The sequence below is a fragment of the Nitrosospira sp. Nsp14 genome (assembly GCF_900113575.1).
GTDB lineage: Bacteria > Pseudomonadota > Gammaproteobacteria > Burkholderiales > Nitrosomonadaceae > Nitrosospira.
Map to the genome: position 1 here is coordinate 1 of NZ_FOPV01000004.1, position 23,232 is coordinate 23,232.

Consider the following 23,232-nt stretch of genomic DNA (forward strand, 5'->3'; position numbering starts at 1 on the left):
TCTGTTCATCCGTAAATCGCTTCTGCACGTCGTTCTCCTCTCGAAAAACGAACTTTACTAGATTCGACTTGGCTCTGTTTAAGGGGAGCACATCAATCCCACATGATTCGCCCATCAGCAGGTTCGCCGCGCGGATGCCCGACCGTAGCGCGCCTTCCATGTAGCCGAAAAAGGAAACGTATGTGTGTTCCCCAGCGAAGTACAGCCGCCTATGGAACGCAACGTTGAGTTTCGGGCCGACCTTGAAGATCTCGCCGTTTGGCTTTGGCGCCCAGTAACCGGTCTTAATGAAGGGCTCGTTCGGCCAGTCGCTGTAGTACGTCTTGTTCAGATTTCTAGAATAGCTGGGATAGAGATCTTTCAGCTCTTTCTGCATTTCCAGCTCGGTGGGCGGACGGGATGCGCCTTTCCCTGAGCCGGGCAGCGTGGGCCCGGCAAAGATGTTCAGCACGATGCGCTGGCGGCCGGTCTGCACTTGGTTGTCGGTGCCCTCCCAAATCTGACCCAGCTTCAGTGTCCCCCCGCTCGGGGCGGAGGGGATCTTTTCCGTAATCCAGAACCGTCTCTTAAAGCTGCTGAAGAACTTCACCGCCGGGCCTCGTCCCATTACGCCAATCTCCGCCTTGAGATCGACTGCGCTGCCGTTGTCCTTGATCGTCACGTCGTCCCAGACGCTAGGCGGGACCGCCAGCACTACGTATTGAAAACGCGCCGTTTTGCCTGCGCTGCTCAATTTCCCACTCGGCCAAGCCACCGATCGTGTCGTCAGCTGCACATCCTGCGGATGAATTTCGATCTGCGTTACCGCTGTTTTCAGCATCAAAGCGCCTCGGTTTTTCCGGATCTCACTGGCCATCTCATCCGCCAAACGCTGGCAGCCATCGGCGCAGCGAAAAATCTCCAGCTCGTCCCAATACCCCATCCGCCCGGGATCATCGATTTCGAACCGCTCGCTCTGCCCACCCTTCACCTTTAACAGCAGACCCAGGTAGTTCATTTCGTCCAGCTGAGAGACTTCATCGTTGACAAGTCTTAACTCCAACATCTTCCACAGGCGCTGCTGTTTTGGATTATTCGGGTTGACCTTGTGCAGGTTAATGAGCGCGTCTCTTACCGTCGTGTTGTCGTAATTCTTCAGGATAGCCAGCACGATTTTGTTGGTTTCGTTCCAGGGGCAGGTTTCTTGGACGATCCACTTTGCCGCGTCGTCGGCAATTGACTTTAGCACTTGATCAACATCTTTGTTGAGTTGATGGATTTCTGCCCAGGTCAGGTCCTTCGTATTATCCAGCCGTAGTTTCAAATTCAGGCGTTCCCGCTCGTACTCAAGGTCCCCCATCCGGTTGATCATCGCGATGCCATACTTCTGGGCCAGTTTTAGCCACGCGGTGTGAAACGAGCCGATCAATTCGGCGCCCTCCTCGATAATGCGCCCGTTGGCAAACCGTACATTGCTGCGAACGCGGCCGCCCACCTGAGGATGTGCCTCATATAACGTCACTTTGACGCCATGCTGGCTGAGCCGCAGGGCCGCCATGAGCCCCCCCAGCCCAGCCCCAATTACCGCCACGCGCGTGTTCTTCAGCCGGTTCCTACAATCCTGTGAGATGCCCTTCAGGGGCGTTATCGGATCGTTATCCATGGTACCGTCCGGATTTGGGATGCGAGGCTCTTGTGACCATCCTTTTTCTCTCTGATTTTCCCAGTTCACAACAAGAGACCGGGAGGTATTTTAGTTTGGGGGAACGCGCCCAGGGCCAGATCGGCTATTGAGTTGCGCGGACTGCTTATAAATATAATAGGTGGTTAGCTATAGCTTTGTATGCACTTATCTGGCGCAAGCAGTGATAATGGAACCTTTTGAGTCTCCCCCTGCGTGACTCAAGGCATTTAGTCAAAGAAGCGGCCTCATCATGGCGAACACTTGGAGTCGCTGGCTTTTAGGCTTCAACTGACCGACAAGAGGCAGGCTGTATTCGACGTCATCGATATGCACCGCTACAGCCTTCCCGAACCCTCCAAGCAAGACGACGCTGATCGGCTGTGGCGTCTGTCTCTAGATCGAATGGATCTACGTCGATACAACGTCAATCGAGGTGAGGAAAGCGGATTGATTGAATTTGAGATGCGCGCTCCTGATAATGACGTCCAGAAGCTCATCGATGATGCAGTGCCAGAACAAGAAGGTTTTTTTCAGCAAATTAAGCTGATGAATTGGACTCGAAATCAGTTCCAGAAGAGTCCCGCGCATATCCATGAGGTCGGGGAGTGGCGGCTATGTTCGCTTTAGCGAAAGTCGATCCGCGCCGATTTCCCCGGACACCGTAACGGACATGAATTTGTGGATGCAGGCCCGAACGTCGCCGCAGCGATTGGAGTTCGAGATCAATGGGATCCTATGGACGACGAAGATCGCGCTTGGTGCCGAAACACCATCTTCGACCTGATATCACGGCCTCTTGTCGATGACAACGCGAGCGAGTTGTACCCAATAAAGCCTACAAGTGGAATCACCCTGGACAACTGCTGTGGCTGCGACTCGCAAGGCAGAGAGCGATGCATGGTTTGCAAGCGCCCCGAATATGGACGATTTGCTTTTTGATTCGTGGCCCGACCGACGCCTTGCACGGATGCTCCTCCGATTGGATGGGGCACATCCCGACATGCAGCTTGCCCAAGTTTTTTTACTAACGTTACTGCGGCGATTGTTTCGTGGTAGAGGCTTGAGCGACGCGGTGCAGACGACAGGAAAACCGAGCGCGACTTTGAGTTAGAAAACCTTGCTGAGCAAAAATTAGCCGTATTGGTGTTGGATAGCGCGCCGGCAAAGGCATTGGAGCTTGTAGCCTTGCTCGTAGAGTCGGTAGAACATTACCCGCGAGGCGTCATGGCAAGTGAATTTGGACTCCAAGTACTCCGAAGACCACGGCACAGTGCGTAGCTCATTCCTGAACATCCGGTGGAATAGCGCCAGGCGGAAATGGGCGCGGCTTGAAGGTCATTTCGCGGATGTCGATTGTCATTTTGTAAATTCGCCCCGTTCCATATACACCTTCGGTTGCTACATCCAGTACCTCTATTAGATAGGAGACGCGTCATTGCCCGGAGCATTTGCATTAATGGCTGAAAAGTTTGCGGATCAACTTGGGGAAGCAATCGCGGCGGACGGAGACGTCAAGTTTCATCTCGAAGCCTTGGTTTCCAGAGTCTTATTCGAAAATGTGTTTAAAGTCAGGAGAGCGCAAAGGTTGAGAGGGTCGATGATGGTGATCTTGGACGCGCTAGTACAGTCGGGTTCTTCCATCGGATTTCAACCGCGCGACGATTACGTGACCCCGACCGCGAATGCTCGAGATCGAGGTACGCTCAGATGAGCTAAGTAACCCTGCCATCGTTCTTGCAACACCGCATAGGGTCGACTTGCATTTTTTGCAACAGAAAGAATTTTGCGAGGAGACGACACTGCGGGGTAAGGATGTCGGGTAACCAATCGCGAAACTTACATGCGAACAGATACAGCCCGTAACCCCTTCCCATTTTGAGGATAGTAGTCAGTTTTACCGCGGAGTCGCTCATATCAAACGTTGAGCGCCCCCTTTGAGAAGAATAAACCACCCATTCTGGGTCCATCGGCGCGCTTAATATTTCTAGATAATGCTTCTAATTTTGGCTCTAACTCTCAAGAAAACCCTCACGCTGCTCGTGCTGATGGGGCCTGTTTCCATGATCCCGGTCTTTCTCGCGGATACGGAAGGTTTTGATCTGCGCAGCAAGGGCCGCTTCGCCAGGACTATTGGGTTGAGCGTCACGGTGGCGTTGCTGGTGGCAACATTTCTGGGGATGCCTATTTTAGGATTGCTCGGCATATCGCTGGGAGCGATGCAAGTTGGCGGAGGAGTTATTGTCTTATTGCTGGCAATAGCAATGGTTCTTGGGAAGGAATCAACCTTCAAAGGATCGCCCAGTATCGCTAATGAAGATGGGGTTCGAGAAGCGGCAATCGTCCCTTTAGCTGTACCGCTGCTGGCCGGTCCGGCCGCATTCAGCTATGTCATGGGAAACAGCGCGTGGCAGACCTATGCCGATTTGATTCATGTCGTGGTGCCTATCCTTATCGTAGGTATCGTATGCTGGATAACTTTTTACATCGCCAGTCAGGCGGAAAAGAAGATTCGGCAATCCACTATGGATGTAGTACAGCGCGTCGGAGGATTTATCCTTGCGGCGATAGCCGTAGAAATGATGGCCACTGGGTTACGTGGACTGTTTCCGATGCTTGCTCCAGCCTAGTGTAAAAATTCTTATCAGAGAAAGATTGGATGACCAAGAAGTGGCGAGAACGGAAATTTACTATTGCTAAAAAATGGATTGGTACAACGTCGACAGCGGTATTTTGAGGAGTAACTTCGGGGGTAACTCCTGTCGAAAAATTGTGCTTATTAACTCTTCAGATGACACATGCTCGGTTGTGAACCCTCAAGCAGAACAGTGATTGCTGCTGGTTAAGCATTGGGGTTGTCACGGCAATCACCTTTAGTATTTTCTTTTCTAAAAGGAATCGCAAATTTTTTTTCTCAGTGCCCCGCTATTGGCCCATCAACATGAACTCAGAAAACATTTGTAGTGCAATTATACGATAAGTGCTTGAATTTTGGTGCCCGGAGCCGGAATCGAACCGGCATGGGCGATTAAGCCCGAGGGATTTTAAGTCCCTTGTGTCTACCAATTTCACCATCCGGGCGATAGCGGAAGCCGTCAATTGTAACCCGAAGCGATGAACTGGATGGAAAGGTTGCCAAAAATTTTCGTTCCAGTTAATTGGCAAGAATGTATCAGGCGGAATGAGCGTCACCTCCTCCTGGGCCGGTGACAAAACAAAAGGGGGCTGAAAGCCCCTTTCTGCCGCACCAAATTAAAAAGAACTCAAACCCTGCGGCGGCGAGCCACGAGACTGACGAGCCCAAGCCCGGCAAGCAGCATGGCATAGGTTTCGGGTTCCGGCACCAACGTGAGGAAGCCGCGAATCTCTCCCGCCGGGAACATTTCTGAGTGGATGTTCGCGTAGGCGCTGCCACTATTCAACCCTGCCACCAGCGCAGCAAAAGCGCCACTAGCATTACCCCCATGGTCGGTTATGAATGCCGAGTTGTAGCTGGACGGGTCCGTCAAGTCAAAGGTGTGGTCATAAGTACCCGACGTTACTCCCGAGGGAAAACCCGTAAATGTGGGCGTGGTGGTGGCCACACCCGCAGTACCGGTAAGAGGCTCAGTTGTGCAACAGTGGATGTGCGAAGCAGTATTCGCCGCAAGCAGGCCGCTGAATGTTTCCTGAACCCGCATCGTGTAATCGCCAGTGTCGATCGTGACAGTCGCCGTACCGGTTCCTGGAGACTCGTTGGGCGGGGCTTCGGCCGACCCACTGAGCACGGCTGTGTAGATTGACTCAACGGCGGTGGCTGGCATGGCGACCGCTGCAAACAGAGCTCCTGCGACTAAAGAACTGTATTTCATCATTATCCTCCTTTATATTAGGGCTGACAGACCTTGCGTACTTCACAAAAAGAGCGACGGCGGATATATAAATTATTTAACACCCTCTTTACGATAGTACATATCGGAGGTATTTCAATAGACCGTTTGGACTTGCAGGGTGACGGCTGCTCCGCTATCGCCACGCGGTCCGGGCCGATATCGTGGCATTAGCGGCTCCAGAAAGACACACGCGATTTTCCCACGGGCTTCAAAAGCATTCTCCGGCGTCGGCATACATGTCGTCTCATGCTCGGTCTCTCTGTCCCTACGCAGGGTTAACGAGTTTTTTTGTGGTTTGCGCTCGCATTTATATCGAAGAATCCCTTTTTCACTGCTGCCGGCAAGGGTAATATTAACAATGATGAGCCATTTTGCCTAAAACCAATTCAAATGGAGATGAGCGTTTACCGACGATTTTATGTTTAAAGACCTTACCATCCGAACCCGGCTCGTTTTCATCCTATCTGTCCTGGTTGCCTTTCTGCTGGGTATTCAGATGCTCGGCCTCTTCGGGATGAGCAACGCCATCGGCGGACTGGCGACCGTTTACCATGACCGCGCGATTCCGCTCAAGCAGGTGAGTTACATTGAATCACTCCTGCTGCATAACCGTCTGGCTGTAACGTCTGCATTGCTGTTGCCGACGCCTGAAATCATTGCAGATAAAACTGCGCTGATTGAGAAAAACATCGAAAGAATCAACCGGACCTGGGAGCGGTACATAGAGACCCACCTGACGGCGGAGGAGAGAAAACTGGCGCTGAAGTTTGCGGCGGACCGTGAAATTTTCGTTAACGAGGGGATCGTTCCCGCAGTCGCCGCTTTACGCGCGCATAAAATTGGCGAAGCTCACCGGCTTCTGGTCGAAAAAATTCGACCTCTCTATGTACCGGTTGGCGCCAGCATCGACGCGCTGGTCATGCTTCAACTGGATGAAGTTGGAAACGAATACAACCGGGAACAAAACCGCTACGAGAACATTCGCAACATTCTCATCGCTTCCATCGTCATCGCGCTCCTGTTAGCCATCTTGATCGCCCGGGTGTTCACTCGCTCCATTTCAAAGCCGTTGGAGAATGTGGTAGTGATCGCCCGCGAAGTTGCAGCCGGAAACTTGTTGCAGAAAATCGAGGTTCGCTCGAAAGACGAAGTTGGGCAACTCATGCAGGCGCTCAAGGAGATGCGAGACAGCCTGGTGAATACCATCGCCCAGGTACGGGCAAGCGAAGCACATACGCGAGCGCTGTTGAATAACATGATCGACGGCATCGCATCGGTGAACGAAGACGGTGTAATTAAAACCTTCAATCCCGCAGCGGAGCGGATTTTTCGCTATACGCCAAGCGATATCGTCGGGCAAAATATCGGTCTTCTCTTCCCACAGCAGGAGCTAGGTCAGAATCGGGACGCTGAACATCTGAGAAGTTTCCTTGCCGGTCGGTCGAAAGCATTCGGTGCCCCCTCGGAGGTTATAGGGCACCGCAAGAATGGCGCCATGTTTCCCCTGGATCTTGCGGTGGTGGAAATGTACACCGAGGAGGAAAGGATGTTTGTGGTCATCATGCGCGACATCAGCGAGCGCAAGCTCGCCGAAGAACAAAAGGCGCGTTTGATGGCCGAACTGGAAAGTGCTAACGAAGAACTGAAAAGCTTCGCCTACGTGGTTTCACATGACCTGAAGGCGCCTCTCCGCGCCATTGGCGCCTTGGCAGACTGGCTTGCGACGGATTATACGGATAAGCTGGACGACCAAGGTAAGGAACATATCCGCCTCCTCGTCAGCAGGGTACATCGGATGGGAAACCTGATCGACGGTATTCTTCAGTATTCCCGCGTGGGTCGGGTGAAAGAAGCGCCGGTGGCGATGGATGTGGGGGACGTAATTCGTGAGGTGATCGAACTCATTGCTCCGCCGGAGAATGTTACCATAGAGATTGAAGATCCTATGCCATCCCTCGTAGCGGAGCCAACTCGTATTCAGCAGATATTCCAGAACCTGCTTTCGAACGCTATAAAATATATGGACAAACCCCGGAGCGAAATTCGTATTGCGTGCCACGACGACGACGGCCAATGGAAATTCAGCGTTAGCGATAACGGGCCGGGCATCGAGTCACGCCATTTCGATAAGATTTTCCAGTTATTTCAAACCCTGGCGCCCCGCGATCGTATTGAAAGCACCGGGGTTGGGCTGGCCCTGGTAAAAAAAATTGTGGAAATTTATGGCGGTCGCATCTGGGTCGAATCCCGGCCTGGGGAAGGCAGCACATTTTTCTTTACCCTGCCTAAAACAGCACGAGTTTCAATCTAATACTAATATAGGAAAAGCGAAGTGAAAATAACCAACAGACCTATTCTTCTGGTAGAAGACGATCAAGTGGATACCATGACCGTAATTCGCGCGCTCAAGGAAATCCATGTGACGAACCCGCTTATGAACGTCGAAAACGGCGAGGAGGCACTGGCCTACCTGCGAGATCGGGAAAGTGAAAAACCATGCATCATTCTGCTTGATCTGAACATGCCGATCATGAACGGAATCGAATTCCTCCAGGTGATAAAACAGGATGAACAGTTCAGACGCATTCCGGTAGTGGTGCTGACCACTTCCGAAGAGCAGCAGGACAAGTTGAACAGTTTTAACATGGGGGTCGCGGGTTACATGGCGAAGCCCGTTGATTATCGCCAGTTCGTCGAAGTGATGCGCTCCATCGACGCTTACTGGACCATAAGCGAAATGCCGTACTGACGCTTTGCGGAGGACGATCTGATTCTTGCTTCAGCACTTTTTAATGACTAAGCCGCTGATTCGCGTGCTCCTGGTCGAAGATGATGCAGTGGATCGCATGGCCTGCAGACGCGTGCTTGCCCGCGACCCGGACTACGACTTCGTGCTTTCGGAGGCCGAATCCGGTCGGGAGGGATTGCAGCTCGCCCACGAACAACGGCCCGACTGTGTTCTGCTCGACTATCGCCTGCCGGACCTGAACGGTCTCGAATTCCTGGCCGCGCTCGCGGATGATACCGGCGATATTTCGATTCCGGTGATGATGCTGACAGGGACCGACAACGCGACAATTGCGGTCGAAGCAATGAAGCGCGGCGCGCGCGATTACCTGATCAAGGATATGGAGCAGCAATATCTTGAATTGCTGCCGGCCGTCATCCAACGCGTGCTGGGCGAGCGCAAGGTCCTGCTCGAAAAAAAAAACGCGGAAGAAAAACTCGCTCAGGCCGAGGCTAAGTACCGCTCGTTGGTCGAAACCATTCCCGCGATCGTTTATATCGCCGCGCTCGATGGCACCAACCGGTTCCTTTATGTAAGCTCCCGGATTGAAACCCTTGGGTTTCCGTCGGAAAAATGGCTTCACAACCCCGACATCCTTCTGGCACAAACTCATCCCGATGATCGGCAGCGCACGCTGGAAGAGCGGGCAAAGAGCCAAGCCACCGCCGCGCCGTTGCACTGCGAATACCGCCTGCTTACGGCCGACGGAAAAGTCTTGTGGTTCCGGGACGAAGCGAGCGTGGTGCGGGACGAATCGGGACGCTCGCTGTTTCTCCAGGGTATCCTGGTGGACATCACCGAAAGCAAGCAATCGGAAGACGAGTTGCGTCAGCATCGCTATCGCCTCGAAGATCTGGTGGCGCGGCGCACGGATGAGCTGGCGAGATTGAATGATGAGCTACGCCGCGATATCGCTGAACGCAAGTTGATCCAGGCGGAGCTGACCAAAGCCAAGACTGAAGCGGAAAAAGCGAATCTTGCAAAATCCGAGTTCTTGTCCAGCATGAGTCACGAGCTGCGTTCCCCGCTTAATGTCATGCTTGGGTTCGCACAGCTGCTGGAATCGAGTTCGCCGCCACCGACGTCCAACCAGATGACCATGCTCAAGGAGATCAACTCGGCAGGATGGTATTTGCTGGAGCTGATCAACAAGATACTCGATCTCGCCACAATCGAATCTGGCAAGCTCGTGGTTTCGCCAGAACCGATGTCTGTAACCGACGTCATGCTCGAATGCGGGGCGATGATCGAACCGCAAGCGCAAGAGCGCGGCATCCAGCTGATCTTTCCCCCCCTGGATGTGCATCGGTTTGTCAAAGCTGATCGCACCCGGGTTAAGCAGGTTTTGATCAATCTGTTATCCAATGCCATCAAATATAACCGCCAGGGCGGAACGGTCGAAGTGAGTTGCCAGGGATCGCCGGACTGGCTTCGCATCAGCGTAAAGGATAGTGGCCCCGGCCTCACGCCGGATAAGATGACCCAGCTTTTTCAACAGTTCAATCGGCTCGGGCAAGAGCGTGGCTCCGTCGAAGGCACCGGCATTGGCTTGGTCGTGACCAAACAACTGGTCGAGCTGATGGGCGGGCAGATCGGTGTGGAAAGTACCGTGGGCGTTGGCAGCGTATTCTGGTTCGAACTGATCTCTGCGAGTCCCCCTAAAGTCGCTGCAGACGAAAACCAGACCGAAGCGATGGCTGCAAAGCGGTAAACGAACACCGACACTTGCCTGGTTAAGCCGGTGGAGTAGCTTGTTCAAAGGCAACTCTCATGCTTTGTCCCGAGCATCTGGAAGGGCTTTAACGATATGAAAGCCAAATCCGGGTATGCGTCCAACCCGGCGGAGCATGCCGGAAATACGATTGAAGCGCTGCGAAACGCCGCCATGGATTGCCGGGCATGCCCCCTATGGGAGCGTGCCACTCAAACGGTTTTTGGCGAAGGTCCGTCCGGCGCGCCGGTAATGTTGGTGGGCGAGCAGCCCGGCGACCAGGAGGACATTGCAGGCCGCCCATTCGTCGGACCCGCTGGTCACCTTCTGACTCGAGCGCTGGCTGCGGCTGGCATCCCGCGCGAGCGCGTTTATATAACCAACGCGGTGAAGCATTTCAAATTCGAACTTCGCGGCAAGCGTCGTATGCACAAGAAACCTGTGGATGCGGAAATCGCTGCCTGTCATGATTGGCTGAAACGGGAAATCGAGCTGGTCGCGCCCCGCCTCATCGTCGCCATGGGCGCGACAGCGGTCCGTTCAGTGCTGGGCCGAGCCGCGCCCATCATGGGAAGCCGGGGAAAACTGACCGAATATGCATCAGGCATAGCATTGCTGATTACGGTCCACCCATCGTTCCTGTTGCGTGTGCCCGAGCAGGATAAAGATGACGAATACGATCGCTTTCTTGATGATATCAAGCTGGCAAAATCCTTCGTGCGGTGAACTTCAATAGGAATATTCCAGCATCTGCATCAGTCTTGATTGCCTGCATGTCACGTACCCGACACGTCGACTTGTTCGGTAGGTAACCGACTTCTTCCAACTCGAACTGCATCATTTTCGAGCTGTGTAATTTTTTTGACTCGCGCCCGCGGAAGGAGACGTGATGAAACGAAAGAATCTGCAGTTTGAAAGTGGGTTTCGAGTGGTCCTGGGAAATCGTATTTCGCAGGCAGTGGAGATGGTTCTGCCGCCCGGGCAAGCCGAAGGTGGGCCGGATAACCGCCATCGTGGCGCCGATCAGTGGCTCTACGTAGTGGCTGGAACCGGTATAGCGACTGTAAATGGGAAACGCTACTGCCTCGGCGAGGGGACGCTCATGCTAATTGAACGGGGCGACGAGCACGAAATCCGCAACAACGGAGATGATCTGCTCCGGACGCTGAATTTTTACGTACCGCCTGCCTATGAGAAGAATGGAGAAGAGTTGGCGCCGGCTCGGGGTTGAGCACGGATGAGCGCGGTATTCGTGGGGATTTCCGGCTGGCGCTATCCGCCGTGGCGAGGTGTTTTTTATCCTCCCGGCCTTCCCCAGCGTCGCGAACTCGAATACGCATCTCGGGCATTGCCCACCATCGAGATCAACGGCACGTTCTACTCCCTGCAGACGCCGCAAAGTTTTCAGCATTGGTACGACGAAACGCCGCCCGGATTTATTTTCAGCGTGAAAGGCGCGCGCTATATCACCCACATACGCCGTCTGCGCGAAATCGAAGCCCCGCTTGCCAACTTCTTCGCCTCGGGCCTATTCAACCTGAGAGAGAAACTTGGCCCTATCCTGTGGCAATTTCCGCCGAGCTTTCGTTTCGACCCGGAAACAATGAAGCGTTTCCTTGAGCTTTTACCGCAAGATACGGAACAGGCGCTGATCCTTGCCCGCCGTCGCGAGCGTCGTATGGTGGGACGCGCACGGCTGGCGATTGACGCACCCCGGGCATTGCGCCACGCGGTTGAAATCCGGCACGAGAGTTTTATTGACGAATATTTTGTGCAGATGCTGAGGGCGCACAACATTGCATTGGTCGTTGCCGATACCGCAGGGAAATGGCCATATCGCGAGGATGTCACCGCCGATTTTCTCTATCTCCGCCTGCATGGCGATAAGGAACTTTACGCAAGCGGCTATACCGATGAGGCCTTGACGCGCTGGGCTGCTCGAATCGGCGCTTGGCGCGACGGTCTCCAGCCGGAGGATGCGCATCTTATCTCGACCCGAGTGACGCCACACCGACAGCCGCGTGACGTCTACTGCTATTTCGACAACGATATCAAAGTCAAGGCACCGTTTGATGCGAAGTCTCTGATAACGAAGCTTTAGTTTAACCAAATAAAAAAGGGGGAAACCCCCCCTTCGTAAACCGGTCTATTAATGGTTTTTATAGCTTTGGCTACCCGCTTTGGCGGGCTGCTCGGATGAGATACCTTTGCCGCGCGCTTCTCCGCCTTTTCTGCCAGCCTCCCGCGCCTCTGCCGAGTCAAACTCGTGAGCAGTACCTTTCTCATGAGCGGCCTTGCCACCCTTCCGGCCAGCTGCGCGCGCTTCCTCAGAGTCGAACTCGTGCGCAGTTCCCTTCTCATGCGCGGCTTTGCCACCTTTCCGCCCGGCCTCGCGCGCTTCCGCGGAATCAAACTCGTGAGCCGTACCCTTTTCATGAGCGGCCTTTCCGCCCTGGCTGGCTATTTGACGCTGTCTCTCTGCATCCATGGAGGCAAACCCGCGCTTACTTGTCCCCCCACCCGTGCGACTCCGCTCTTCGCTAGTTTTCTCTCTACTTGTAGCCATGATAAATCTCCTATTATGGAATACTTCAACAATATCCCAGGACATGCTATTCGCTTAAATCCCACTTGGGCCCCGGGAATTTCATATCTCCATTATTAGAGTTAAAAGCTAGAGAATGACTGCATGCTAGTTAGCTGAAACACTTCGCTCTGTTCGGAAGCAAACATAATGAGGAGCCTGTGCAAACGTCACGTTTAGGAGCATGGTGAACAGTCCAGAGAGAACTTGTGCTGGCAGACCGGCTTGTGGATGCCGCCTGGATGCCCACCCATGCCAGCCTCGTTGACCGTCAATGCACCTCTTCCACGGTGAGCAAGGCGCTGCCGATAACGGGAATTGCCGAAAGAAAGGGACGATTCCGCCGGATACATAAATATCCAACCGATGGTAAAAGTACTGCAACACATATCCAGTAGAATTGGCTGCTGGACGTTACCATCACAGGAGTGGGTCATGCCATCATATGCTGTCTACATAAGAACCAAAGAGGGTCACGTTGAGCGCATGAAAAATGTTGTTTCACATCTGCCCCATATCGCCCGGTCCTCCCCCGGAACCTCGAATCCGTATGTACATGAAGAACCGCTGGTGGGCTTTCCCGAATCCACGGTGCTGTGGGCAGCCCGCACGGGACCGAGCGTGGGTATCGCCCCGCTTAGCCCTGATTTGGGCGTTCGTGCCGCTGGCAGCCCATCGGTAGGGATGAAGGAATCAGCATAATTATCAATTTGACCGGAAAGCCGAAGACACCGATTTATGCTTGCATATTTACATGAGGCAAACATGCATAAAAAGCGAGTCAGACGAGACCTGGAGCAGGAAATGACGGAATACGTCCTTTATCTCCGAACCGAGGCAGGCACTATCTCACGCAAAACTTTCCCTATTTTCTGGTGTTACGAATCCCTTGTCCCTTATGTTCACGAAGAGGCGCTCGTTGGGTGGCCCGAATCAAAAGTGTTCTGGGCACTTAAAGAAGGACCGTGCGTCGGTATGGCGCCTTATAATTTGCAGGTCAAGCAGAAGCCGGCGCCGAAACCTATTGGTCAGTAATAACGTTCTCTGGTATAACTATGAGCAATCAAGGGCTAGATTCCGCTTTGCCCAGGCAAGGAATATTTCCACTTCGTTGCAGAGGACTGCACTTCGGCTAAACTCTTTCTAAGATTCCGGGGAAGACGTCACGCGCTCTGCACTGCCAACCACAACATGTTATCAGCTATATTTCTTGGCACGGTAGTTGGTGTCAGTGACGGCGATACACTAACCGTCCTGAATAACAATAAGCAGCAAGTGAGAATTCGACTTGCGGAAATCGAGGCACCAGAAGCCGGGCAACCGTACGGCACCACTTCAAAACAGTCTCTTTCGGAGTTGTGCTTCGGCAAACAGGCACAGATAGCACCACGGCTGAAGGATAAGCATGGACGCACCGTCGCCCGGGTGACTTGCAATGGCGTAGATGCCAACGCTGAGCAGGTGAACCGCGGTATGGCGTGGGTCTACCGCAAATACGCGAAAGATAACAAGCTCTATGTGCTCCAGCATGAAGCGAAAGTGGCGAAACGTGGACTGTGGAGCGACCCTTCCCCCATCCCGCCTCGAGCATGGCGCCAACAGCGCAGGCAAATGTAAAAAGGTCTTGCCAACGCACGGTTTCAAATAAGGGCTTGAAGAAGTTGCAGGTTCAACGATAATGCCCGCTTCTACACTTCCGGGGGTTCCAGATTCAGCCCCGACATCACGACGATCTCCGTTGGCGCCAGATGGCTGAGGTTGGATGCTCTGGCTATCGCGTCTTGTTCCTGTAGAAGCTGATTCTGAAACACATCCTCATACGTGTCCTGGATCATAAGGTTCACGACTCTCTTCGGCCACCCCATCATCCACCGATTTGCGATCTCGATCCCAATATGTCCCGATTCCAATATCATTTGCCGGACCTCATCCGTGTATACATCCGCGTTATATAGTGCTTGCATTTTTATTCTCCTGAATCGTTGCAGGTTTTTAACATGCTCAGCTGCCTTTCGCTTGATAAAACCCTCGCCACGCTCCGCCATCCAATCCTGAACCGGTGTGAATTTAACAGATCCGTTCATTTGGCCCTGCCATCCCGGCCGCGCTCTGCAAAACCGCAAACACGTGGTCGCTAGCGCCATCCAGGATTATGGTTTCCATACTGATCCCGAGGTAACAACACGGGCAGCACAGACGGCTTCAATGCTCTAACCCAATGCTGTTGGCATTTTGCCATCCAAGACCGCTCGCAGCGTTGCTCTTCACGGTATAGCAGCATTCCCCTCCCGGGACCGGGCGGGCCGTATGCCTTCGCAATGGCATCTGCCATTCACAATAGAGATGAAAACATGACGAAGACGTGCTCCCATCTGAATCAGATCCAGCGAGTAACACCGAGCGCCGCAGGTTGCGAGGATTGTCTAAGAACAGGCGATAACTGGGTTCATCTGCGCCTGTGCCTCATCTGCGGGCAGGTCGGCTGTTGTGACTCATCGAAAAACAAGCATGCCACGAGGCATTATCACGAAACGTCTCATCCAATTATCAGATCGTTTGAGCCCGATGAAAACTGGAAATGGTGCTACATCGATGAGCTTTTCATTCACCTGGGTTTGTTAAAGGCGGCGCAACATCCTGCAAGGGCTTCTCATCTACTAGACGATTATGCGTCTCATTCTCATTAAAAAAAGAATGTGTAGCCGGCGATTCAGCCCACGCCTGTCCCACCATTGCCTCCTGAATCGACCTGACTTCAACCTTCCCGCCGGTCCCGCTACCGCAGCAGCAGTCTGAGCAACCTCAAACTGCCATCAGTATCCACGTCCTGAATGACCGTCCCGTTAGCATCGCGAGCAGTAACAACATGGGGTGCATCAGTGGGTTTCTCGTCAATGCCGTAGCCCAGCGCCGTACCCCTTTGCCCGTTTCAGAACGGCTTGCAGAGTCGCATCGTCACGATATATCAGAGTGACCCGCCCCTGTATCTCGGGAGCGGATCAAGGAATGCCGCGATATTTACGTCACCGATGAAATGGTTGCGTTTATCAATGCGCCTCACCAGTGATTCAGGATGCAATCGACCAAGCCTGCCCGACCGCGCAATGACCGGCCGAGTCCTTAAGATGCGATGGGATCACATCAAGGATGGTGCGCTCTGGGTTGAGCAAGGAAAGACCAAAGCAAGATTACAGATTGATATTGTCGGGGAGCTTGTCGCTCTCATTGACCGCATCAAGTCGCGCGGTATTGTTGGCATGACTTTGCTTTCTGATCCGAAGGGCCAACGACTGAAGCACTCCGGCAATTTTCGGCGCCAATTCAAGCTAACGCGTGACTGCGCCTAGAAGATCGAAACAGAGAGGCGCGGGGAATTCATCAGGAGCGATGGCACCCCTCATATAAAAATCGAGGAATTTGCCGATCGACGCGCCTTGCTTCACAACCAGCCATCACACGTGATGTTGCGCATCATCAATCCAAGGCTGCGGGAGATTAAGGAGTCGGATGGCAAGGCGATGCTTGCAGCAATGATAGGCAAACTACCAGAGAATGACAGGAAGACCTCAAGGACATGCTACACGGGCCCGTTGAACGGATCACGCTCAATCGCGAAAACGTTAGCCCGTTGTAGTTATTATACAATCCGGCTAAATTTGGGGGGAATTGCTGGCGTCCCCAAGGAAATTCGACGAAATCACGAGTATCTTTTAGCGTAAATCCTTCCACATTCGCCACCAAACAACCGTGCTACAGTGGCATGATGTTTGACGCCATCGCTGCCATCTTTGGAGCCGCCCCTCATTATTATGACGAGGATATATCGGCGCGATTTACACTAAAGGAAGGCTGGTATCGAGTTGCAAGTTAAAAACTAGCTAGCAACAGGCTGGTGTTGCTTAAAAATAAGGAGAATAACAATGGCATTTGATCCGGACGCATGTAGGAGGGTTATCGCAGCGGAAGCAGCGGCCGATCCACTTATCCCAGGACCCCGAGGATAGACGAAAGTGCGAAGAATGGAAGCGAGTAGTCGAGATCGTCAGGCGTGGAATTACGAAGATTAAGATTGCGCCTCCTCCTCCTCAACCTCCAGAGCCATGGGATCGCATTGGTAATATCCGCATATTTGACGGCGGCCCCGACCCACGATTCCGCATTGACGATAATATAAGAGACGTATTGCTCAACGAGCTGGTTGTTGATGCGATCAGAAGGGCGCCGGTAGGAGTCGGCGCGAATCCCTCTATTTTCACTCAGTTAAAGGAATCCGGTGTGTACAAACAGATTGTAGAGGAACTGCATCAAGAATTTACAGCTGCTGCAACGTCTCTGAAACAGGAACTGGATAGCGTCGACGAGGAATGTAAGGGGCAACAGGGACAAAAAAGCAGTTGAGATCGCCTTCTTTTTCATCAGCCGGGCGGCCGTATACGATTTCTATCTAGCCTCCCGGCGTACTTCCTTCACCAGCTGATTAAATCCAGCCATCAGTTTCGTGATTCGCTCATCGATCACCTTGACCTAGTCCTGTAGCGCGCCCTTCTCGATCAGTTCGGACTCTTGCAGGCCCGCTCGCCTTGATTGTCGTAACCAAGGGTAACATTTACAGATATACGTAGTTGAGGCTGGGATGGCGTCCCCACCGGGTTTCGACGAAATCACGAGTATAACGAAGAGAAAGTCCTTTCAGATTTTGCCACCAAAAAACCGTGCTACCCTGCTGTAATGCTTACCTTTCTAGCAGTCACCCTTTCGATCGGCTTGGCAGTCATCATGACGCTGGGGCTCGCCGGTGCCGTTTACGCGAACAGGAGAGCACTCCCAGTGTGCGCTGCCATGTTCTTCGCCATTCTCATCTTCGGTGCTACCTGGTAGCTTCGCAGCAAAAAACGGGGAAAACCGCACCTTCCGGTTTTCCCCGTTTTGGTTACTTCGTTCTAACTGTGATTGCCAATATCCATATAAATAGGCAGCAGTGCTGCACCATCATAGGGACGTTTACGCTTATGCTTATGATAAGCACGGCGGCTCCTTGTAGTAGAACACGCCTGGCAACAGAATTGGCTTGCCGAGTTAGGATGAACTAAACAGGTTGTTGACATTTAGCTTCCCCTGCCCGACACTATCGTTTGCAACTTTCGAAAACCATTCCGCTTCCAAGTGTGTTTGGTTGATGTTGATTTTAAAGTCTGGGGGAGTGCCGCAAACACTCTCCCATTCTCACGTTTGTTGTTTCCTGCACGTCTACCCACTTCGCTTCTCCAGTAAAAACTCTCCTACAGCTACATTTTGCACACTCTCTCTTCTTTCCCACGACTCATGGAAATTAAGGTATCAACTTAAATTAGGAGTGTCAAATATGAATGCGATTTGCATTAAATCGCATTCATTCAGAGCCAACTACTGGGCTAAACCTATTCACCTACCCCTAGCTCAAACGGAATAATAACCTATTTTTGAAGGCGGTCGCCAATGCTCGCTACGCTTACACAAGTCGCTTCATCAAGGCTAGTCAATTTTCACGGCAGCTAGCGCACTGAAAGTTAGTCCATTTTCACTGCTGCTATCGCGCTCCAGAAAACATTCACGGATTTATGATGCTTTGATTTAATCTGCCTGCAGGTGAACTTAACTTTACCAAAATTCGGAATCTCCATAACCGTTTCCTGTCGCTCGCATTATCATACCTTCGGTACAACCCTCTTTCGCGGCGCCTTATAATGGTGCCCCGATTAACTGATTGGAAGCGAATCACAAACCATGAACAAAAAAGAACTCGTTGATGCACTTGCTGTAAAGACTGATTCTAGCGGCGTTGCCGCCGACCGCGCGGTGAACGCACTGATAGAAATTATTTCCGATATGCTGAAAAAAGGGGATTCGCTGACGTTGCCCGGCTTCGGAACGTTTGAAGTACGTGAGCGTGCGGCACGAACTGGCCGCAACCCCAAGACCGGTGAAGAACTTAAGATTGCCGCATCGAAGGTTGCAGCATTCAAACCAGGTACAGCGATTAAGGCTGCGCTCAATGGCGGCGGAAAATAACGAGCGGCAGAGGTAAAGCAGATGGGTTTCAGGCCTTAAGGCGAGCAATGACCATTACTGGACATAAAATACCGACACCGATTTCTCTCACCCCGCACGAAGAAGAGCTCCTACGAGAAATCACATTTGATATTCGAGGTTGCGGACATGAGACAGCGCGAGCCTCTTGTATTGTTGCGAGCCAATTGGCCAAGTCAATCTTGGCGCGGGAAGCAGTTCCTGAAATTCGACTTCGCTTCTTTACAGACGCTGAGTTAAAGATCGGATCAAAAAAATCAAGAAAGGAAGTTTTCGAATCAAACGGAACTATCGGTGACGCGATACTCTGCCATGGCCATTTCCTGCCTTACCTGAAGTATTTCATCTTTGGTCCAGATCTGGACGACCAAGTAATAGCTGCTTTTTGCAGGCAAGCCTACGCCACTGAGTATATTTCGGGTGGCGATTTGCCTGACTTGGTGACGACAGCGAAAAATGCCACGCGCCAGCGTCGCCGCGCCCCGAAGGAAAGCGCGCAGGAATTTTTCAAACTAGCTCTCGAATGCGGTATCGATTTGAACTACGCGCGCTCAATTCGAGACGCAGTGTATAAAATGCGCCCATCTTGATTTACAGTGGGTTATAAAGAATGTTCCTGACAAAGAGTCGGTGAAAGGGTATCCCCGGTTTTGATGTCCGGTTATGCCAAACGAGAAAAGACGTAAGAATGACGAAACGTTTCGCCATTCTTGATTTCGTGGCTTTCCGTAAGGTATTGATTTGTTGGAGGCGGGGGTCGGAATCGAACCGGCGTCCACGGCTTTGCAGGCCGCTGCATAACCACTCTGCCACCCCGCCATTGCTGCCACAACCTTTGGATTGGTCGCACCGTTGCGGTGCAATAGCACAACTTAAAAGCTAAAAAGGGAAAACGGATTTCAGCAAAGGCGCATGGGTTACATACGATGGCCTTGTGCGAAAGGATCCATTTTCCCTGTAACTGGAGCGGGAAACGAGGCTCGAACTCGCGACCCCAACCTTGGCAAGGTTGTGCTCTACCACTGAGCTATTCCCGCGAAATACAATCTTGGCATTATAAGGATGCTGTTGCCGTTGTCAAGAAAGGCCCTATGCAACTCATATATCGGTGAACATGGTTCAGCCATGTTTCAATGCCTGGGGGATGGCCACCTTCAAATAATAAGCCATCGACCATAGCGTAAGTATCGCGGCCAGGTAGATCAGCCACGTTCCGACTTTCTGTGGGTCGAAGCCCTCCCCTATTTTGTCGTGATACAACAGCAACGGGATGGCGGCCATTTGCGATACAGTTTTCAGCTTGCCCAAAAATGAAACAGCCAGACTTTTGCCCTTTCCAATCTGCGCCATCCATTCCCGCAGGGCCGAAATCGTGATTTCACGGCCGATTATGATGAAGGCAATAAGCGCATCCAGCCTGCTTAAATAAACCAGGACAATTAATGCCGCCGCCACCATCAGTTTATCCGCCACCGGGTCCAGGAACGCGCCAAAAGCCGACGTTTGATGAAGCACCCGGGCCAGGTAGCCATCGAGCCAGTCTGTAATCGCTGCGCCGGTGAAAATAATGGTGGCGATCAGGTTCTGATCCGAGGGGGACAACCAGGTGGGCGGGAAATAAAAAATTCCTACGAACAGCGGAATTGCCAGAATGCGCATCCAGGTAAGGATGTTGGGGAGGTTAAAAGGCATAAGAGTCAGGCTATGCCAGTGGTATGACTGGCGAATAATGCCATATTCGGAACTTTCGCTTCTGATGGCCTGCTGACTACCGAATTGGCATTAAGATCGGTCGCATAGCTTTCAGGGTGCCTGATGTCACCGAGGCGGCACGCCTCCGAATCATTCAATGCAGCTCCCGGTAAATTTTTTCAGCCAGGGCACGGCTGATCCCCTCTACTTGCTGGAGTTCGTCAATGCTGGCAGTGCGTACACCTTTCAGGCCACCGAACCTTGCCAGTAGACCTTGACGGCGCTTTGGGCCAACTCCGGCAATCTGCTCAAGGCTTGAACTGGTGCGCGATTTGCCGAGTTTGGCGCGATGGCCGTATATCGCGAAACGATGGGCTTCGTCGCGAATTTGCTGGATCAAGTGCAACCCGGGACTATCCCTTGACAATTGTAGCGGCTTTTCCCTCGCCGGGAAAATCAATTGCTCCATGCCAGGCTTCCGCTCCTCGCCTTTGGCAACACCTAGCAGATTGGCATCGTTCAGTCCAAGCTCGACCAATACCTCATGAGCAGCATTGACCTGCCCCCTGCCGCCGTCGATCAGAATCAGATCGGGAAGACTCCCCTCGCCTTCCGCGACTTTTTGATAGCGCCGGGCGAGCACATCACGCATCGCGGCATAATCATCCCCCGGCGTAACGCCGGTGATATTGTAGCGGCGGTATTCGCTATTTCGCATCGCAAAATTGTCATAGACTACGCAGGAAGCAATGGTGGCCTCCCCCATCGTGTGACTGATATCGAAACATTCGATGCGCCCTAGCCCTGTCATATCCAGCGCCTGTTGCAACGATTGTAGCCGGTCCTCCTGGCTGGCCTGACGGCTCAGCATCTGTGCGAGCGCCAGGCGCGCGTTTTCGGCCGCCATGTCCAGCCACATGCGCCGGTCGCCGATCGGATTGGCATTGATAACGATTTTATGGCCGCATTGCTCGACCAGCAGCGCCTGAAGCGTTTCCCGTTGAATCTTCTCACCGACAATGATGAGGTTTGGCACGCTTCGATTCAGGTAATGCTGCGCCAGAAACGCCTCCACCACCTCAGGAAGATCGTATCCTTCCGCATTTTGGGGGAAAAAACTCTTATCCCCCAGATGCCGGCCTCCTCTTATCATGGCGAGATTGACACATATCCTTCCACCCGCGTCATTCTCCGCGACAGCCGCAACCACATCGGCATCCAGCGCCTTACCGCTATCCACAAATTGTTTCTCGCGGATTTTGCGCAGGGCCTGAATCTGATCACGAAACAGGGCTGCTTGCTCGTATTCCTGAGAATCCGCCGCCGCCCGCATTTTAATGGTAAGACTTTCCAGAACCTCGGTTTGCCTGCCCTGCAGGAATAAGCCGGCATCACGCACGTCTTCACTATAGGCCTGCTCAGAAATCAGGTTCACACACGGGCCGCTGCAACGCTTGATTTGATAGAGCAGGCAGGGCCGCGTGCGATTGCTGAACACGCTGTCCTCGCAGGTGCGGATGCGAAACACCTTCTGCAAGAGCTGGATGCTTTCCCTCACCATTCCTGCGCTTGGGAACGGACCGAAGTACCGGTGTTTCTTATCCAGCGGGCCGCGGTAAAAGCCGAGCCGGGGGAAGCGGTTACCGCTCAGAATAACGTAGGGATATGACTTGTCGTCCCGGAACAGAATGTTATATTTCGGCGCAAGCGTTTTAATCAGGTTATTTTCAAGTAACAGGGCCTCCGCTTCAGAACGGGTTACCGTGGTTTCGATCCCCGCAATTTGCGAAACCATCAATTGGGTGCGCGGACCTAGGCCGTTTTTCTGAAAATAGGAGGAAACACGCTTTCTGAGATCGATTGCCTTGCCGACATAAATCACCTGCCCCGCCGAATTTATCATGCGATAAACACCCGGTTGGGAAGGAAGACGCGCGCAAAATGGCTTGGGGTCGAAGACAGACTCTGCCAACAATGAATTCAGTCCTCTTTTCCCAGCAGTGTCCCCGCGATGGCCCAGCTTTCATGCGGCAGTTCATCAAAGGCGATATAGGTATAAGACTTGGGCTTGTGCGCTACCCGCTCGAGCGTATCGGTAATTTCCTGGGCGATTTGTTGCTTCTGCTCGCGGCTGAGCGAACCCGCGATGCGAATATTGACATAGGGCATGGGTTATTCTCCAGTTTTTTGGTGAGCGGCGAAATCGGCGCAGATGTTGGCAAATACCTGTTCAAACATATCGGGAGTCAGACGCCGGGTCTGGGTATTGTAACGACTGCAATGGTAGCTGTCATATAGCGTCAACCCTGTGGATTTTGGTATGTCAACCGAAGCCCGGCCGGGAAGCGTGTGAATCGCGCCATGGCTGAATGGATAGCTTTTGAGCTTGAGCCCCAGCGCCATGAGCACAGCCTGATGAGCAATAGCGCCAAGAGCAAGCAGTGCGGATCCGCTAGCCGCAAACTCGGAAATCTCCTCTGCAAGATAACGGTTGCATTGTCGTATCTCCCCTGGCTCGGGCTTGTTTCCCGGTGGCAGGCATTTGACCGCGTTGGTAATGCGGCAACGCATGAGCTCAAGGTTGTCGTTTGCGGAAGCCGACCCCTCGTGAGTCGCAAAGCCGAATTTATAGAGCGTTTGATATAACAATATGCCGGCGTAATCGCCCGTGAAGGGCCTCCCGGTGCGGTTTGCTCCATGCATCCCGGGCGCCAGGCCGATAATAAGAAGTTCGGGTGCCACATCGCCAAAGGCCGGCACGGGACGGGCATAGTAATCTGGGTAGCACGCCTTTACCTCGTCTAAAAATCCGGCTAGCCGTGAGCAATCGCGGCAGTCAACGGTAAATCTCATTTGCAT

At 52.8% G+C, this 23,232-nt stretch carries 24 protein-coding genes and 3 tRNA genes; 15 read left to right on the plus strand and 12 right to left on the minus strand.

What is annotated here, in order from left to right:
• The coding region (locus BM022_RS03400) for a flavin monoamine oxidase family protein (RefSeq protein ID WP_091136913.1) at window positions 1–1,642 on the minus strand (1,642 nt) is incomplete at its 3' end.
• Window positions 1,643–1,924: 282 nt separating this feature from the next.
• Here BM022_RS03400 and BM022_RS03405 point away from each other — a divergent pair.
• Window positions 1,925–2,290, plus strand: coding sequence for a hypothetical protein (locus BM022_RS03405; protein ID WP_091136915.1), 366 nt, complete (start codon window positions 1,925–1,927; stop codon window positions 2,288–2,290).
• A 1,376-nt stretch (window positions 2,291–3,666) separates the two neighbouring features.
• Window positions 3,667–4,290, plus strand: coding sequence for a MarC family protein (locus BM022_RS03420; protein ID WP_177191614.1), 624 nt, complete (start codon window positions 3,667–3,669; stop codon window positions 4,288–4,290).
• Between the two features lie 362 nt (window positions 4,291–4,652).
• Here the strand turns inward: BM022_RS03420 and BM022_RS03425 are convergent.
• Window positions 4,653–4,741, minus strand: a tRNA-Leu gene (locus BM022_RS03425).
• A 182-nt stretch (window positions 4,742–4,923) separates the two neighbouring features.
• On the minus strand, window positions 4,924–5,514 hold the full coding sequence (locus BM022_RS03430) for a CHRD domain-containing protein (RefSeq protein WP_091136921.1): 591 nt from the start codon (window positions 5,512–5,514) through the stop codon (window positions 4,924–4,926).
• A gap of 436 nt (window positions 5,515–5,950) precedes the next feature.
• On the opposite strand from BM022_RS03430, the gene BM022_RS03435 reads away from it, so the two are divergent.
• The 6 genes from BM022_RS03435 to BM022_RS03460 all read left to right on the plus strand — a co-directional run bounded on the left by BM022_RS03435 (window position 5,951) and on the right by BM022_RS03460 (window position 12,132).
• Complete coding sequence (locus BM022_RS03435) at window positions 5,951–7,843, plus strand: Tar ligand binding domain-containing protein (protein ID WP_091136923.1); 1,893 nt, start codon at window positions 5,951–5,953, stop codon at window positions 7,841–7,843.
• 21 nt (window positions 7,844–7,864) lie between these two features.
• Window positions 7,865–8,281, plus strand: coding sequence for a response regulator (locus BM022_RS03440; RefSeq protein WP_091136924.1), 417 nt, complete (start codon window positions 7,865–7,867; stop codon window positions 8,279–8,281).
• Between the two features lie 43 nt (window positions 8,282–8,324).
• Window positions 8,325–10,031, plus strand: a complete 1,707-nt coding sequence (locus tag BM022_RS03445) for a hybrid sensor histidine kinase/response regulator (RefSeq protein WP_091136926.1) — start codon at window positions 8,325–8,327, stop codon at window positions 10,029–10,031.
• Window positions 10,032–10,127: 96 nt separating this feature from the next.
• Entirely contained in the window at window positions 10,128–10,757 is a 630-nt protein-coding gene (locus BM022_RS03450; RefSeq protein WP_091136927.1) for a UdgX family uracil-DNA binding protein, read from the plus strand.
• A gap of 163 nt (window positions 10,758–10,920) precedes the next feature.
• Window positions 10,921–11,262, plus strand: coding sequence for a cupin domain-containing protein (locus BM022_RS03455; protein ID WP_091136929.1), 342 nt, complete (start codon window positions 10,921–10,923; stop codon window positions 11,260–11,262).
• Between the two features lie 6 nt (window positions 11,263–11,268).
• Window positions 11,269–12,132 carry a DUF72 domain-containing protein gene (locus tag BM022_RS03460; protein ID WP_091136930.1) on the plus strand — a complete coding sequence of 288 codons (864 nt, stop codon included), beginning with the start codon at window positions 11,269–11,271 and terminating at the stop codon, window positions 12,130–12,132.
• A 48-nt stretch (window positions 12,133–12,180) separates the two neighbouring features.
• Here BM022_RS03460 and BM022_RS03465 read toward each other — a convergent pair whose 3' ends face one another.
• Window positions 12,181–12,597 carry a KGG domain-containing protein gene (locus BM022_RS03465; protein ID WP_091136932.1) on the minus strand — a complete coding sequence of 139 codons (417 nt, stop codon included), beginning with the start codon at window positions 12,595–12,597 and terminating at the stop codon, window positions 12,181–12,183.
• 453 nt (window positions 12,598–13,050) lie between these two features.
• Here BM022_RS03465 and BM022_RS03470 point away from each other — a divergent pair, with 453 nt between their 5' ends.
• Together BM022_RS03470 and BM022_RS03480 are read left to right on the plus strand one after the other, a co-directional pair.
• Window positions 13,051–13,317 (plus strand): hypothetical protein, encoded by a 267-nt coding sequence (locus BM022_RS03470; protein ID WP_091136934.1) that lies wholly within the window; start codon window positions 13,051–13,053, stop codon window positions 13,315–13,317.
• A 489-nt stretch (window positions 13,318–13,806) separates the two neighbouring features.
• Entirely contained in the window at window positions 13,807–14,232 is a 426-nt protein-coding gene (locus tag BM022_RS03480) for a thermonuclease family protein (protein ID WP_091136937.1), read from the plus strand.
• Between the two features lie 71 nt (window positions 14,233–14,303).
• Here the strand turns inward: BM022_RS03480 and BM022_RS03485 are convergent, their stop codons facing one another.
• Complete coding sequence (locus BM022_RS03485; RefSeq protein ID WP_143079511.1) at window positions 14,304–14,579, minus strand: hypothetical protein; 276 nt, start codon at window positions 14,577–14,579, stop codon at window positions 14,304–14,306.
• 387 nt (window positions 14,580–14,966) lie between these two features.
• Here BM022_RS03485 and BM022_RS03490 point away from each other — a divergent pair, with 387 nt between their 5' ends.
• From BM022_RS03490 to BM022_RS03510, 5 genes are all read left to right on the plus strand, one after another.
• On the plus strand, window positions 14,967–15,302 hold the full coding sequence (locus BM022_RS03490) for a ubiquitin carboxyl-terminal hydrolase 14 (protein ID WP_091137189.1): 336 nt from the start codon (window positions 14,967–14,969) through the stop codon (window positions 15,300–15,302).
• Window positions 15,303–15,665: 363 nt separating this feature from the next.
• Complete coding sequence (locus BM022_RS03495) at window positions 15,666–15,962, plus strand: site-specific integrase (protein WP_143079512.1); 297 nt, start codon at window positions 15,666–15,668, stop codon at window positions 15,960–15,962.
• Window positions 15,963–16,797: 835 nt separating this feature from the next.
• A complete protein-coding gene (locus tag BM022_RS15040; protein WP_143079513.1) occupies window positions 16,798–17,013 on the plus strand; it encodes a hypothetical protein in 216 nt (71 codons plus the stop codon).
• 1,365 nt (window positions 17,014–18,378) lie between these two features.
• Window positions 18,379–18,663: an HU family DNA-binding protein gene (locus BM022_RS03505; RefSeq protein ID WP_091136944.1), complete on the plus strand. Its 285-nt coding sequence runs from the start codon at window positions 18,379–18,381 to the stop codon at window positions 18,661–18,663.
• A 47-nt stretch (window positions 18,664–18,710) separates the two neighbouring features.
• Entirely contained in the window at window positions 18,711–19,271 is a 561-nt protein-coding gene (locus BM022_RS03510) for a hypothetical protein (RefSeq protein ID WP_091136946.1), read from the plus strand.
• Between the two features lie 155 nt (window positions 19,272–19,426).
• Here the strand turns inward: BM022_RS03510 and BM022_RS03515 are convergent.
• The 7 genes from BM022_RS03515 to BM022_RS03540 all read right to left on the minus strand — a co-directional run bounded on the left by BM022_RS03515 (window position 19,427) and on the right by BM022_RS03540 (window position 23,232).
• Window positions 19,427–19,500 (minus strand) — tRNA-Cys (locus BM022_RS03515).
• 143 nt (window positions 19,501–19,643) lie between these two features.
• Window positions 19,644–19,718, minus strand: a tRNA-Gly gene (locus tag BM022_RS03520).
• 82 nt (window positions 19,719–19,800) lie between these two features.
• Window positions 19,801–20,373 carry a CDP-diacylglycerol--glycerol-3-phosphate 3-phosphatidyltransferase gene (gene pgsA, locus BM022_RS03525; RefSeq protein WP_091136947.1) on the minus strand — a complete coding sequence of 191 codons (573 nt, stop codon included), beginning with the start codon at window positions 20,371–20,373 and terminating at the stop codon, window positions 19,801–19,803.
• Between the two features lie 5 nt (window positions 20,374–20,378).
• Window positions 20,379–20,531, minus strand: coding sequence for a hypothetical protein (locus BM022_RS15400; RefSeq protein ID WP_177191615.1), 153 nt, complete (start codon window positions 20,529–20,531; stop codon window positions 20,379–20,381).
• The gene (gene uvrC / locus BM022_RS03530) at window positions 20,528–22,345 is read right to left on the minus strand and encodes an excinuclease ABC subunit UvrC (RefSeq protein WP_091137191.1); all 1,818 of its coding nucleotides are present in this window, start codon (window positions 22,343–22,345) and stop codon (window positions 20,528–20,530) included. The genes BM022_RS15400 and uvrC overlap by 4 nt, the downstream gene beginning before the upstream one ends.
• A gap of 8 nt (window positions 22,346–22,353) precedes the next feature.
• Window positions 22,354–22,542 (minus strand): tautomerase family protein, encoded by a 189-nt coding sequence (locus BM022_RS03535; protein ID WP_091136949.1) that lies wholly within the window; start codon window positions 22,540–22,542, stop codon window positions 22,354–22,356.
• Between the two features lie 3 nt (window positions 22,543–22,545).
• Entirely contained in the window at window positions 22,546–23,232 is a 687-nt protein-coding gene (locus tag BM022_RS03540; protein ID WP_091136950.1) for a uracil-DNA glycosylase, read from the minus strand.

What these genes read in the sequence shown, in the direction of transcription:
- BM022_RS03505 (WP_091136944.1), top strand. Translation starts at nt 18,379, where the DNA reads ATGAACAAAAAAGAACTCGTTGATGCACTTGCTGTAAAGACTGATTCT.
- BM022_RS03480 (WP_091136937.1), top strand. Translation starts at nt 13,807, where the DNA reads ATGTTATCAGCTATATTTCTTGGCACGGTAGTTGGTGTCAGTGACGGC.
- BM022_RS03510 (WP_091136946.1), top strand. Translation starts at nt 18,711, where the DNA reads ATGACCATTACTGGACATAAAATACCGACACCGATTTCTCTCACCCCG.
- BM022_RS03535 (WP_091136949.1), bottom strand. Translation starts at nt 22,542, where the DNA reads ATGCCCTATGTCAATATTCGCATCGCGGGTTCGCTCAGCCGCGAGCAG.
- BM022_RS03465 (WP_091136932.1), bottom strand. Translation starts at nt 12,597, where the DNA reads ATGGCTACAAGTAGAGAGAAAACTAGCGAAGAGCGGAGTCGCACGGGT.
- BM022_RS03495 (WP_143079512.1), top strand. Translation starts at nt 15,666, where the DNA reads ATGCGCCTCACCAGTGATTCAGGATGCAATCGACCAAGCCTGCCCGAC.
- BM022_RS03445 (WP_091136926.1), top strand. Translation starts at nt 8,325, where the DNA reads ATGACTAAGCCGCTGATTCGCGTGCTCCTGGTCGAAGATGATGCAGTG.
- BM022_RS03490 (WP_091137189.1), top strand. Translation starts at nt 14,967, where the DNA reads ATGACGAAGACGTGCTCCCATCTGAATCAGATCCAGCGAGTAACACCG.
- BM022_RS03460 (WP_091136930.1), top strand. Translation starts at nt 11,269, where the DNA reads ATGAGCGCGGTATTCGTGGGGATTTCCGGCTGGCGCTATCCGCCGTGG.
- BM022_RS03540 (WP_091136950.1), bottom strand. Translation starts at nt 23,232, where the DNA reads ATGCAAATGAGATTTACCGTTGACTGCCGCGATTGCTCACGGCTAGCC.
- BM022_RS03485 (WP_143079511.1), bottom strand. Translation starts at nt 14,579, where the DNA reads ATGCAAGCACTATATAACGCGGATGTATACACGGATGAGGTCCGGCAA.
- BM022_RS03470 (WP_091136934.1), top strand. Translation starts at nt 13,051, where the DNA reads ATGCCATCATATGCTGTCTACATAAGAACCAAAGAGGGTCACGTTGAG.
- BM022_RS03455 (WP_091136929.1), top strand. Translation starts at nt 10,921, where the DNA reads ATGAAACGAAAGAATCTGCAGTTTGAAAGTGGGTTTCGAGTGGTCCTG.
- BM022_RS03435 (WP_091136923.1), top strand. Translation starts at nt 5,951, where the DNA reads ATGTTTAAAGACCTTACCATCCGAACCCGGCTCGTTTTCATCCTATCT.
- BM022_RS03430 (WP_091136921.1), bottom strand. Translation starts at nt 5,514, where the DNA reads ATGATGAAATACAGTTCTTTAGTCGCAGGAGCTCTGTTTGCAGCGGTC.
- pgsA (WP_091136947.1), bottom strand. Translation starts at nt 20,373, where the DNA reads ATGCCTTTTAACCTCCCCAACATCCTTACCTGGATGCGCATTCTGGCA.
- BM022_RS03450 (WP_091136927.1), top strand. Translation starts at nt 10,128, where the DNA reads ATGAAAGCCAAATCCGGGTATGCGTCCAACCCGGCGGAGCATGCCGGA.